General features: G+C 61.6%; 13 protein-coding genes. 7 read left to right on the top strand and 6 right to left on the bottom strand.

Annotated elements, in window-relative coordinates; translation table 11 throughout:
* The first annotated feature begins 31 nt into the window (after positions 1-31).
* Positions 32-1,084 (top strand): SMP-30/gluconolactonase/LRE family protein, encoded by a 1,053-nt coding sequence (locus tag M2396_RS05375; RefSeq protein ID WP_256585772.1) that lies wholly within the window; start codon positions 32-34, stop codon positions 1,082-1,084.
* Here M2396_RS05375 and M2396_RS05380 read toward each other — a convergent pair.
* Together M2396_RS05380 and M2396_RS05385 are read right to left on the bottom strand one after the other, a co-directional pair.
* A complete protein-coding gene (locus M2396_RS05380) occupies positions 1,074-2,024 on the bottom strand; it encodes a site-specific integrase (protein ID WP_157831744.1) in 951 nt (316 codons plus the stop codon). The genes M2396_RS05375 and M2396_RS05380 overlap by 11 nt on opposite strands.
* 91 nt (positions 2,025-2,115) lie before the next feature.
* Complete coding sequence (locus M2396_RS05385; protein WP_409035076.1) at positions 2,116-4,389, bottom strand: putative bifunctional diguanylate cyclase/phosphodiesterase; 2,274 nt, start codon at positions 4,387-4,389, stop codon at positions 2,116-2,118.
* 344 nt (positions 4,390-4,733) lie between these two features.
* Here M2396_RS05385 and M2396_RS05390 point away from each other — a divergent pair, with 344 nt between their 5' ends.
* Positions 4,734-5,720, top strand: a complete 987-nt coding sequence (locus M2396_RS05390; RefSeq protein ID WP_259073615.1) for a DNA-binding protein — start codon at positions 4,734-4,736, stop codon at positions 5,718-5,720.
* Between the two features lie 64 nt (positions 5,721-5,784).
* Positions 5,785-5,961 (top strand): DUF6021 family protein, encoded by a 177-nt coding sequence (locus M2396_RS05395; protein ID WP_178080766.1) that lies wholly within the window; start codon positions 5,785-5,787, stop codon positions 5,959-5,961.
* 79 nt (positions 5,962-6,040) lie between these two features.
* On the opposite strand, the gene M2396_RS05400 is transcribed toward M2396_RS05395, so the two are convergent.
* Together M2396_RS05400 and M2396_RS05405 are read right to left on the bottom strand one after the other, a co-directional pair.
* On the bottom strand, positions 6,041-6,292 hold the full coding sequence (locus M2396_RS05400) for a hypothetical protein (RefSeq protein ID WP_101319470.1): 252 nt from the start codon (positions 6,290-6,292) through the stop codon (positions 6,041-6,043).
* Positions 6,293-6,317: 25 nt separating this feature from the next.
* Positions 6,318-6,818, bottom strand: a complete 501-nt coding sequence (locus tag M2396_RS05405; RefSeq protein WP_101319468.1) for a DUF4142 domain-containing protein — start codon at positions 6,816-6,818, stop codon at positions 6,318-6,320.
* A 166-nt stretch (positions 6,819-6,984) separates the two neighbouring features.
* On the opposite strand from M2396_RS05405, the gene M2396_RS05410 reads away from it, so the two are divergent.
* From M2396_RS05410 to M2396_RS05420, 3 genes are read left to right on the top strand one after another with little or no spacing between them, the layout of a single operon-like run.
* Positions 6,985-7,227: a hypothetical protein gene (locus tag M2396_RS05410; protein ID WP_101319466.1), complete on the top strand. Its 243-nt coding sequence runs from the start codon at positions 6,985-6,987 to the stop codon at positions 7,225-7,227.
* Positions 7,224-8,018, top strand: a complete 795-nt coding sequence (xth, locus tag M2396_RS05415; protein ID WP_259073616.1) for an exodeoxyribonuclease III — start codon at positions 7,224-7,226, stop codon at positions 8,016-8,018. The genes M2396_RS05410 and xth overlap by 4 nt, the downstream gene beginning before the upstream one ends.
* Before the next feature lie 37 nt (positions 8,019-8,055).
* Positions 8,056-9,609, top strand: a complete 1,554-nt coding sequence (locus tag M2396_RS05420) for a sensor domain-containing diguanylate cyclase (protein WP_188035935.1) — start codon at positions 8,056-8,058, stop codon at positions 9,607-9,609.
* Positions 9,610-9,616: 7 nt separating this feature from the next.
* Here the strand turns inward: M2396_RS05420 and M2396_RS05425 are convergent, their stop codons facing one another.
* Positions 9,617-10,324, bottom strand: coding sequence for an MgtC/SapB family protein (locus M2396_RS05425; protein ID WP_101319459.1), 708 nt, complete (start codon positions 10,322-10,324; stop codon positions 9,617-9,619).
* A 427-nt stretch (positions 10,325-10,751) separates the two neighbouring features.
* Between M2396_RS05425 and M2396_RS05430 the strand changes: the two genes are divergently transcribed.
* Complete coding sequence (locus M2396_RS05430; RefSeq protein ID WP_150569249.1) at positions 10,752-11,225, top strand: sterol desaturase family protein; 474 nt, start codon at positions 10,752-10,754, stop codon at positions 11,223-11,225.
* A gap of 5 nt (positions 11,226-11,230) precedes the next feature.
* Here M2396_RS05430 and M2396_RS05435 read toward each other — a convergent pair whose 3' ends face one another.
* Positions 11,231-12,136, bottom strand: a complete 906-nt coding sequence (locus M2396_RS05435; protein WP_101319455.1) for a bile acid:sodium symporter family protein — start codon at positions 12,134-12,136, stop codon at positions 11,231-11,233.
* Positions 12,137-12,204: the final 68 nt, after the last annotated feature.

The following is a 12,204-nucleotide window of genomic DNA, read 5'->3' on the forward strand; positions in this document are numbered from 1 at the left end:
GGACCTCAAGCCTGAATGGGTGACCCCAGGCCTGCTCTACCTGGCCAGTGAACTGTGCCGTGACACCGGCTACATCCTGCGCGCCAGCAACGGCCAGTTTACCGCTACACGCTTCTGCGAGAACAGCGGCGTCAGCTATCCTCGCGATCTGGCCCGGGTAGAAGCCGCCAGCCTCAGCGAAGTCGCCGAGCGCTGGAGTAGCATCAAGGAATGCCATTACGCGCCAGTCAAAGTCGCCCGTACCCGTGCCGATCTTGGTGAAAGCCCGGTCTGGGATGCGCACAGCGGCGTCCTCTATTTCGTCGATATTTCCGGCGGACGCATCAACCGCCTGACGCCGCAGGGCGATGTCGAACGGGTTTACGAATCCGCTGCGAAAATTGGCGCTCTGGCCCTGACCGACCAAGGCAATCTGATCTTCACCGAGGATGCCAGTGCTGCGCTGCTGGATCTTGGCGAAGGCAAGGTGCGTCAGTATTCGGCGCCCGTGCATCACCGCTCCAGTTACCGCTTCAACGACGGCGCCTGTGATCCGCAGGGCCACTTTGTCACCGGCCTGATGGATGAAGGCCCCAGCGGCAAGACCGGCGCACTGTACCGCTTCGATCACGAAATGCATGCCGAAGTGATCCATCGCGAGATGTCCTTGCCCAACGGTTTGGCGTGGTCGCAAGACGGCCAGACGCTATTCTTCGTCGATTCGGTGGCGCGCTCGATCTACCGTGCTGATTATCTCGCCGGTGGCGTGTTGGGCGAGATCAGCCTGTTTGCCGAAACCCCGGCCGAGCTGGGTCGTCCGGATGGCATTGCGCTAGATAAGGAAGGCGGCATCTGGGTGTGCCAGTTCAACGGCAGTTGCCTGCTGCGCTACGACCGCCACGGTCACCTCAGCGACCAGGTGGTAATGCCGGTGCCGCGGCCGACCAGTTGCTGCTTTGGCGGCCCGGAGCTGGACACGCTGTACATCACCACCGCCCGCTTTGGCATGACCCCGGCGCAGCTGCTCGACTATCCGGATGCAGGTGACCTGTACATGATCCGCCCGGAAGTGGCGGGGATTGCCCGCCACCCGTTCAAGGAATGAGCAAGCGCTCCTGCGCCGCGGGCAACACCGCCAGATCGCCAAAGCGCTGCGCTGCATCGATGTAGCGCAGCGCGGATTTGGCGTCCTTCCAGCCGATATAGCTCATCAACGACTTCAACTCCCAGCCATTGGCTGTGGCCCAGGTGGCGAAACCGCGTCGCAGTGAGTGGCCGCTATACAGTGAGGCGGGCACCCCGGCGCGTTCGAGCATGCCACGCAGCACGGCAATCAGGCTGTTGCTGTTGAGTGGCGCCTGGCCCAGGTTGCCCCAGCGATCGAGCTTGCGAAACACCGGGCCATGGGCAATGCCCGCCACTTCCAGCCATTGCAGGTAAGCCGTCACCGGGCACAACGCTTTCAGCGCCGGGGTGCGGTGCTGTACGCCAAGTGCCTCGCGGTCGCCTTTGCTGCGCGGCAGGTACAGGGTAAGGCCGACACCGGCCTGGGCCTGAATATGCTCGACGCGCAGGCGTGCCAGCTCATCGCCGCGCAAGCCACGCCAAAAACCGAGCAGTAGCAAGGCCGCATCCCGGCGCGCACGTAACAAGCCGGGCATGTCGTTTCGTTCACGCGCCAGCTGCGCTTCTTGTTCAAAGCGTGCGACGGCGGTCTGCAGATGTTGCAGCAACAGCGGCGCGGCCTGTTTGGCCGGCGCCGGGTGCAAGGTGCGTATGCCGCGCAGGACCTGCCGCACCAAGGGTGCCTTGGTCGGATCGGGAAAGCCCTGGCTGATATGCCATTGGCTCAGGGCCGCCAGGCGTTGGCGCAGCGTACTGACCGCGTGCTGTTCAGCGTGCTCGACCAGGTAGCGGGCGATACTGTCGGCGGTGGCCGGCAGAAAACCGCCCCAGCGCACCTCGAAATGCTCGACGGCGGCCTGGTAACTGCGCCGGGTATTGTCACGCGTGGCGGCGCGGACGTAGCGCTCGATGTCGGTCATGGGGGCAGGATTGTGGTGAACTGAAGCCCACACAATAAACCAGCCGCAGGCTGCTGACCAACGTGGGGGCTGGCCAAGCGGCAGTACAGCCTCAGTGCTCCAGGCAGAGCTGCTCTTCGATGGCCTTGAAGGGCGCATACTCGTGAAGTTGCGTAGGCGATAACGGCCGACTGAAGTGGTAGCCCTGGGCGATGTCGCAGCCGGCGATCTTCAGGCAGACCACCTGTTCGCGGGTTTCGACGCCCTCGGCAACCACCTCCAGGCCCAGGCGTTTGGCCAGGATGATGGTCGAGGATACGATCGGACTGTCATCGTAGCTGTTGCACAGCGGCGCGATCAGTGCCCGGTCAATCTTCAACTTGCTCAGGGGCAGCGCGTGCAGATGGGCGAAGCCGGCGTAACCACTGCCAAAGTCGTCCAGGCTGATGCCGATACCCGCAGCGCGCAGGCGCTGCAAGTGATCGACCGCAGTGCCTTCCGGATCGAGCACGGTGGTCTCGGTAATCTCCAGTTCCAGGCGCTGCGCAGCGATGCCGAGCTGGTCCAGTTCATTCAGCAATCGTTCGCTGAAATCGGCCTGGCGCAGCTGCAGCGCCGAGACGTTGACGGCGATCCGTGTGTGCGGATCGCGTGCGGTCCAGCTGGCCAGTTCCTCACAGGCCATGCGCAGCACCTCCCAACCCAGCGCGACGATGAAGCCGCTGCGCTCGGCGAGGCCAATGAAGCGGTCAGGGTAGAGCAGGCCGAATTCTGGGTGATCCCAGCGCACCAGCGCCTCGTAACCCACCACCTGCAGGTTGTCGAGCCGGATCTGCGGCTGGAAATGCAAAACGAACTGACGCTCGGCCAGGGCACTGCCAAACGCCTGCTCAAGGTTGAACGCATGAAGGTCGCTGACATTCAGCGACGGGTCGAAAAAGCGATATTGCGCCCGCCCGGCCTGCTTGGCCGAGTACATGGCGGCGTCGGCGTTGCGGATCAGCGCGTCGATGTCCTGGCCGTCGCGCGGGCAGATGCTGACGCCGACGCTGGGGCTGGTATTGACCTCCTGGCCATCCAGCGCGTAGGTGGCCGAGAGCTTTTCGACCAGAGCGCGCACCCAGTTGTCGAGCTGGTCTTCACTGCGCTCGCCAGCGAGCAGCACAACGAACTCGTCACCGCCGAAGCGCGAAGCCTCATCGCCGTCTTCCAGCATGCGCTGAATGCGCCCGGCGACGGCCTGCAACAGCAGGTCGCCGATGCGGTGGCCAAGCGAGTCGTTGATCGACTTGAAGCGGTCCATGTCAATGAACAGGATCGCCATCAAGCGGCGCTTGCCGCGCTGGCGGGTCAGCGTCTTGCTGGCGACTTCGACGAACTGGCGACGGTTATGCAGGCCGCTGAGGTGATCGGTTGCTGCTGCGTGGCTGCTGCGCCGATGGGCCTCTTCGAGGCGCTCGATCAGTTCCTGGTTGACCTGCTGCGCCTGCTCCAGGGCGCTGAACGCCTCCTGGCGCTTGCTCAGTAAACGCAGGCTCCAGGCCAGGCTGGCGAGGATCATGATGGTCATGCACAGGTTCAGCCAGAACTGGCGGGTGAAGTTGGCTGTGCTCGGTTTGAGGATTTCTTCGTGGCGTTGACTGACGAGAACGCTGAAACCACGATCTGCGGCTCGCCGATACAAGCTCTGATAGGTGCCATCCGTAGCGAATTGACTGAGGCTGCCGGCGTCTGCGCCACTGGCTGGCGGCACCGGTAGCAGCGCCTCACTGGTCACCACCACGCCGCTGCCATCGATACGCAGGCGCTCCTGGCCGTCATCCTGAAGCAAGCGCATGAAGCCACTGGCGCCAAGATCGATGTGCTGGAACAGCAGGGCGAGGTAGCCGATGTCCAGTTGCACCAACAGTACGCTGTCGATCTGGCGGCCAGGCAGGTTGGACAGGGGCACTAGAAACGGCACGCGTCGCTCCGACGTGTCGCTGGCATTGGGCAGCGCATGCGCCAGAAAGGGTTTGAAGCCGTAGCGCGCCACATGGGTTTTCAGTTGGTCCAGCCACTCACTGGGCAGGCGTTGCGGTTCGTCAGCATCACTGGAAAAGACCCGTGCGCCGTTGCTGTCGTAAAGGCTCATGCGTTTGAGCAGCGGGTCTGCGGCCAGGATCCTCACCAGGCTGAGGCGATCCTGAGCCGGCTTCGTCACGTCTTGCAGCGTGCTGCGACCCACCGCCTGGGCACGATCAACCAACTGGCGCAGGCTCTGTGCTACGACGCTGGCCAGGTTCAGATGTTCGGCGGCCTTGGCCGCAAGCGCCTGTTGGCGCGCAGCATTCTTCTGGGTTGCATGCAGCCCCCAGAGAAAGGCGAGAGTGACTGCGCACAGCATCAGTAGAAGCAGCGGCAGGAGCTTTGCGGAGGAGGGGGTTAGGCGGATCACTGCTGTTCGTTTCCCGGCCTTGAGTAGTCCCCTGAAAATACGACAGTTGAATGACAGCCTTATGACTAGTGGCGATTTGCTATTCACGGCTGTACGCCCTGCAAAACTGCGATTTCGACTATTTGTACAGCTCGGCTGCGTCCACTCACGGAGCAGCGCAGGTTAAAGGTCATCACGTGCGATAAGCCGTGATTATTGACTGTTAGCAACGGCTTGTTAAAGCCCGTCGCTAGGCAGATAATCGGTACGTAATTACATAGTACGTACCACATTACGAAATCGTAGGAGCAGACATGGCCCGGGGCGGAATAAACAAGGCGGTAGTGCAGCAGGCGCGGCAGGCCTTGATTGCCCGAGGCGAGCGCCCGAGCATTGATGCGGTACGTATCGAAATGGGTAATACCGGCTCCAAGACCACCATTCACCGTTATTTGAAGGAACTTGAGCGCCAGCATCCTGCGGCGACCCAATTGGCGGCCGGTAACCTGAGTGAGCCTTTGGCGCGGCTGGTCGAACAACTGGCGGATCAGTTGCGAGAGGAGGGCGATGCGCGCATCGAAGCAGCTGAAAGCGAGTTCACCGAGCAGCGTGATCAGCTCCAGGCTCAGCTGAGCATCGCCCAGCAGGCACTCGCTGCGGCGCAGCAGCAAATCCAGATTCAGGCCAATGCCCTGCAGGCCGAGTCGGAAAAGCTCGCGTCCACCCAGAGCACGTTGCAAACCGAACAGTTGCGCAGCGCCAGCCTCAATCAGGCGCTCGGCGAGCAGCAGTTACGCCTGGCCGACAAGGATGAACAGATCACTTCGCTCGAGGACAAGCATCGTCACGCCCGCGACGCACTTGAGCACTACCGCACCGCCAGCCGCGAGCAGCGTGAGCAGGAGCAGCGCCGGCACGAGGGGCAGGTACAGCAGTTGCAGGTAGAGCTGCGCCAGTTGCAGCAGAGCTTGATCGTCAGGCAGGAAGAGGCCACTCGCCTGCATCGCGACAACGAGCGGCTGCAGGCCGAGGCTCGCCAGGCCGCCGCTGAACTCAAGGTCATCAATGATCAGTTGGAGCAGCGCGACGCCCAGGTGCAGGGTTTGCGCACGATTCTGGCACAGGCGCAGGGGGCCAGTGACGAAGTGCGTCGCCAGCTGGAAGGGCAGACGCAGCAACTGGAGCAGAAGCGCGAACTTTGCGCCGAGCAGGCCCGCCAGCTCGATTTCCTAAAGGCAGAGCTGGTCAGCCGCAGCGATGCTCTGGCCAGTTTGCAGCGCGGTGATGTGGGCGCGGATTAAAGTAATAAATCAAACTTTACCGCTGTGCAGGGTTCTTCCATAGACATTCATGGGAGATCTGCGCATGTCCAACGAGAAAAGCCACGAGCACGAGCAACCGAATAAGGGCCCGCACTCTTCAGATGAGGCCACTGAAAATAACGACCTGGGTTTTGATCCGGACTCGCCAGACCTGGACGATCCGCAGGTAGACCCACAGGGCCCAGCAGTTCCGCCGCGCGATATCGAGAAAAAGCACTAAGGCAGGAATTCGAGAAGGGAAGCTCGCGCCTTGGCGGCGCGAGCTGCTCCTGCACCAAGTGCAGGAGCAGACGAGTCGATTAGGCTTCGACCCGTTTGGCGGCTTCGACGCCGGCGCTGGACAGTTTGATCGGATACTGCACGCTGATCTGATGCTCGGCATCAACCTCAACGCTACCATCATGGATCAAGCCGTCGTCCTGCAGCGTCTTGAGCATGCCGGCCACGACTTTTTCGCCGCGATAGTTATCCAGCACTTCCTTGCCCAGGCCTTGCGGGTGCGCGTGCAAAAGACGGGTCAGAACTTCGTCACGAAGTGGGTCGTTACTCATAAATACTTAGCCTCGCCAATTCGGGTTACTTGTCGTATTTAGCCTGCAGCTGCTTGGCATGCTCCAGGTGCTTCTCCAGTGCCGGCAGGGTCTCGCCAGCGAAGGCTTTCAGGTCTGGCTTGTCGCCTGAAGCAGCCTCTTTCTTGAACAGCTCGACGGCTTTTTCGTGCGCAGCGACCTGGTTGTTCACATACGACTTGTCGAACGACTCGTCACGCCATTCAAGGATGACTTTCTTGACCTTGTCGGTCATCGCGGCCTCGTCAGGCACGCTGATGTCATGCTTTTTGGCGATGTCGCCGAGCTTCTGATTAGCCTTGGTATGGTCTGCGACCATCTGCTGGGCAAAGGTCTTGATGTCGGCGCTCTGGGTTTTTTCCAAGGCCAGATTGCTGGTCACGACTTCAGCGATGCCAGACTCGGCAGCTGCGTCAACGAAGTCGTCGGAGCTTGCCGCCATTGCATGCAAAGAGGCCATGCCCAGGGCGACGGACAGTCCGATTCGTTTCAGGAACAGATTGTTCATTTCTCACACCTTTGCGTTGGCGCGACGTCAATGTCGCCTAAGATTGAGCATTGGCATGCAGCAAAGGTTTAATTTTTTTGTTGTCGTTGTGCCGCTGGCTCACTAACGGGAACGATGCGCGGCGAGCAGGGTTCAGACATTCAAAGGTTCAGGCAGGAGTAAACGCATGAGCATTGAACGCAGCATTCCCGAACTGGCGGCCTGGTACGCGCAATATGATGACGTCAGCTACCGGCGCGAGTCGCCCGACGCCTATCACCACGAGTTGATCCGCACGGCTGAAGCCTTGCGCGATGACGGCGGGCTGGACTGGGACGACTGGTTGGCGCTGAAACAACTGGCCGACGAAGCCCATGTCAACGCCCTGCAGGAAGCTGTGCAGGCCCACGTCAACGACCCTGACACATGAAAGCGCTGAAGATCGCCACCTTCAATATCAACGGCATCCGCAGCCGTTTGCCGGCATTGCTCGCCTGGCTTGAGCGGGAGCAGCCGGACATTGCCTGCTTGCAAGAGCTGAAGGCGCCAGATCAGACGTTTCCGTTGCAGGCCATTGAAGCTGCAGGTTACAGCTGCCTGTTTCAGGGCCAGCCGTCGTGGAACGGCGTGGCGATTCTGGCCCGCGGCGCCGAGCCGCTGGAGGTGCGCCGCGGCTTGCCAGGCATGGAGCATGATCCGCAGAGCCGATACCTCGAGGCCGCTGTTCACGGCGTGCTGGTGGCGTGCCTGTATCTGCCCAATGGCAATCCGCAGCCGGGGCCGAAGTTCGATTACAAACTGGAGTGGTTCGAGCGTCTGATCGAACATGCCCAGGGGCTGTTCGACAGCGGCCACCCGACTGTGCTCGCCGGCGACTTCAACGTGGCGCCCACCGACCAGGACATTTACGACCCGCGCTCATGGCGCAAGGATGCCTTGCTCCAGCCCGAATCGCGGGCCTGCTACCAACGCCTGCTGAACCAAGGCTGGACAGATGCGCTGCGGCATCTATACCCCGATGAGCAGGTGTTTACCTTCTGGGATTACTTTCGCAAGCATTGGGAACGCAATGCCGGGCTGCGCATCGACCACCTGTTGCTCAATGGCGAGCTGGCGCCGTACCTGAAAAACGCGGGCGTCGATGCCTGGGTCCGTAATGAGCCCAAGGCCAGTGACCATGCGCCGACCTGGATCGAACTGAGTACGCGCAAACATCGCTGATCTATAGTCAAAGGCCAAGCGAGCGTAAGGGATTTGCATGCCTTTTACCCATAAGCCTGATGAGCACGGCCTTTTCGCGGCCAACGGTGAAGGCCGCGCCGCGGCGATGTTTCGCCTGGTGCTGGCGTTCATGGCCGTGGTCATGCTGGTATTCGTCGCGACCGAGGCCTGGCGGTTCTGGCGTGACTATCGCGCAGCCTTTACCGTTGCTGAAAACTCGGTGGTCAACCTCGCCAGAGCCAGTGCCCAGCACGCCGAGGACTCGATCCGGCAGGTCGATGCGATTACCGCGGCATTGGCTGAACGCCTCGAGGGCGATGGCTTCGCCAACCTCGATCGGCCGCGGCTGCACGCGCTCTTGCGCCAACAAGTACAGATAATGCCGCAGTTGCATGGCCTGTTCGTGTACGGCGCGGATGGCACCTGGCTGGCAACCGATCACACCGTCACAGCGCCGAAGGCCAACAATGCCGACCGCGACTACTTCATCTATCATCGTGAGCATACGGGCCGGCAGATCAGGATCGGCTCGGTGGTCAAGAGCCGCTCTACCGAAGAGTTGATCATCCCCATTTCGCGCCGACTGAATTTTCCCGATGGCAGCTTTGCCGGCGTGCTGTTGGGCACGATCAGGGTCGACTGGTTCGTACGTTACTACGGCGACTTCCAAATCGACCAGAGCGGCGCGCTGGTGCTGGCCAAGCGCGACGGTACGATCCTGGTGCGCAGGCCGTTTGTCGAGCAGGTGCTGGGCAGCAGCCTGGCGGACAGCGAAGTGTTTCGCGACTACCTGCCGTATGCCAACGAGGGCGTGGTCGAGACTGTAGCGGTGGTTGACGGCACACCTAGGCTATATGCCTACCGTGCGCTGACCAGTTACCCGTTGGTGGTGCAGGCCGGCCTGTCGCGCGATGCGATCCTGGCGGCATGGCGCCAGGATGTGATCAAGTCGATCGGCGTCTTGTTGGTGTTGCTGCTCGGGCTTTCGCTGTTCGGTTGGGTGGTGCTGCGTCAGCTACGTGAGCGTATTGTCATCGAGCGCGCCTTGCACCAGGCGCACCAGACGCTCAAGGACCTGGCGCTGACCGACAGTCTGACCGGGCTGGGCAACCGGCGCCGGCTCGATGCCGTATTGGATGTCGAGATCGCCAGGGCGCGGCGGCAAGGCTATCCGGTGGCGCTGGTGATGATGGATCTGGACTTCTTCAAGGCTTATAACGACCGATATGGCCACCTGGCAGGTGACCAATGTTTGCGGCGGGTCGCGGAGGTACTGGGGCAGGCGTTGAAGCGTCCGGCTGATCTCGCTGTGCGTTATGGCGGTGAAGAGTTCACCCTGCTGCTGCCTGACACCGATGGCCACGGGGCCGGCCTGATCGTACAGGAGACGTTGCAGCAGTTGCGCCGGTTGGCTATCGAGCACGCCGGCAGCCCGTTTGGCGTAGTGTCGGCCAGCGCCGGTATCGCGGTGGCTCATCCGGCGCAGCAATCGATCAGTTCACAAGCGCTTGTAGCTGAAGCCGATGCCGCGCTTTACGAAGCCAAGCGCCAGGGCCGGGACCGCTATTGCATGGCCCAGGCGCAGGGCTGATCAGCGTTCAGTCAGCTGCCGACTCGCGAACTTGCCAGCGCACCGCGCTCACGCCTTTTTCCAGACTCACCCGGCTGACCAGACGCTCCAGCTGGGCAGCGGCCTGAGCGTTGCCCAGTAACTGCGCGCGTACTTCCAGGCGTACCGAGTCGGGCAGGTCTTCACTGTGCAGCGACTGCAGGCGCAGCCCTGGGTCGCTCAGGCTGTGCAGCATCAGGCTGCGCACCTGTATCTCATCTTCTCCGCGGCAGACGATGCGCACCTCGAAGCGTTGCTCTACCTCACTGGCCGGCAGTACTTCCTGATGGTCCAGGCGCTGGGCGATATCGCGCAGAAGGATGTTGGCGCACAGCACCACCAGGCTGCCCAGCGTCGCCTCGAGCAACAGACCAACGCTGCACAGCACGCCGATTGCTGCCGTGCACCATAGCGTTGCTGCGGTATTGAGCCCGCGCACGTTGAAGCCGTCGCGCATGATCACACCGCCGCCGAGAAAGCCGATCCCGGACACCACATAGGCCGCAATCCGCGAGGCATCGGTGGCGGCCATACCGGGTACTGCCTGGGTCATAAGGACAAACAGACAGGCGCCAGTACTGACCAGCGCGTTGGTGCGCAGGCCGGTTAGACGTTGGCGCAGTTGGCGTTCTGCACCGATCAGTGCACCGAGTACCAGTGCCACGCTGACGCGCAGCAAGAATATTTTCCAATCCATAGCAAACCTCTTTCTACGGGCAGCATGCCCGTATCAGCGTCGTACCTTGACGACGCGAACGAAAAACAGAATGCGCAGGGCCACCGGACCCTCGCCGTGGGCGAGGGCGGAAAAAGCAAAAGGGAGAACATCGTCCCGAGCGGGACCGATGAACCACCGTCTGGCGTTAACGGCGAGACAGTGGCAAAAGCACTGCCGGACTAGCTCGCCGTGTGGACCTGTCGCAATCGACTGGGGCTACTGTCCAATGCAGGACTCCTGTAAGGGTGCGAAATTGCGCTGCGGACCTTACGCCACACCTCGGCGAGGGTCAATGGCAGAAACATGACAATGGCTTCATAACGACGTTTCTCTGCGTCTGGCGGGCTGAAGCCTACAGCGGGCAATGGTAACCTTGCTGCTTTGCCCACTCACTGCGGATTCTCCCATGCTGTTCAATCTGGCCGTCCTGCTCGGCACCCTGGTGACCATGGAGGGCGTCGGCACGCTCGCGCATAAATACATCATGCATGGCTGGGGCTGGTGGTTGCACCGCTCGCACCATCAGCCGCAGTTGGGCGTGCTGGAAACCAATGATGTCTACCTTGCGGCCCTTGCGTTGATTGCCGCAGCACTGGTAGCGCTGGGCAAGGCCGGGCATGCGCCGCTGCAGTGGGTTGGCGCGGGTGTGGCAGGTTACGGCCTGCTGTATGTAGTGGCCCATGACGGGCTGTTTCACCGGCACTGGCCGCGCCGGCTGCGGCCGGTCAATCGCTACCTGAAACGGCTGCACCGCGCGCATCGGTTGCATCACGCAGTCAAGGGGCGCGAGGGCTGCGTATCGTTTGGCTTCTTTTATGCGCCGCCCCTGCGCGTGCTCAGGCGTCAATTGCGTGAGCGCAGCAAAACTGCGCTCAAATAACCGTTTCAATCACCGACCGTTTCGCGCCGTCCTTCGCTAATCCCTTCAGCCTGGTGACCACGGCTGACCCACCAGCCAAAGCCCGCGGCGGTAAAGAACATGATCAGGCTGTAGATTGCCGCCGGCACCGCCATGGTGGGGTTGTTCAGCAGTGACGGGCTCAGCGCCAAGGCAATCGCCAGTGTGCCGTTGTGGATGCCGATTTCCATGCCGATCGCTATCGCCTGGCGCTTGGGGATGTTCAGCAAGCGCGGCAGGTAGTAGCCGACACCCAGGCTCAGCAGGTTGAACAGCAACGCCGCCGCACCCACTACCGGCGCGTACTCGAGCACCGTCTGCCAGTCCTTGGTCAGCGCGAGAACGATGGTGAAGGCCAGGAACAACGCCGCCACCAATTTCATCGGCTTCTCCATGCGCCCGGCAAAGGTTGGCGCCCAGCGCCGGATCATCATCCCCAGCGCTACCGGCAGCAGGACGATGGCAAACACCTGCATGACCTTGGCAAATTGCAGCGGAATGACCTGATCGGAGGCCATGAACCAGCTCAGCGACAAGTTGACCAGCAGCGGCATGGTCAGGATTGCGATGAGTGAGTTGACCGCGGTGAGGGTGATATTCAGCGCGACATCACCGTGTGCCAGGTGGCTGAACAGGTTGGCGGTAGTACCGCCCGGCGAGGCTGCCAGCAGCATCAAGCCCACCGCCAGTGCCGACTCCAGGCCAAAGCCATTGGCAATCATGAAGCACACTAAAGGCAGCAGCAGGATCTGGCACGCCAGGCCGATGACCACCGGTTTGGGGTACTTGGCTACCCGAGCAAAGTCAGCGAGGGTCAGCGACAGGCCAAGGCCGAGCATGATGATCCCCAAGGCGATCGGCAGCATGGCGGTGAGCAAGGGTGAGGCGGTCATGGCGGCAGTCTCGAACAATGGATTGCGAGCAGTGTAGGTGGGCTTTTGATGAGAGGTAATCGCAATAC

This window comes from Pseudomonas sp. BIGb0278 (genome assembly GCF_024809895.1).
Taxonomy (GTDB): domain Bacteria; phylum Pseudomonadota; class Gammaproteobacteria; order Pseudomonadales; family Pseudomonadaceae; genus Aquipseudomonas; species Aquipseudomonas shirazensis.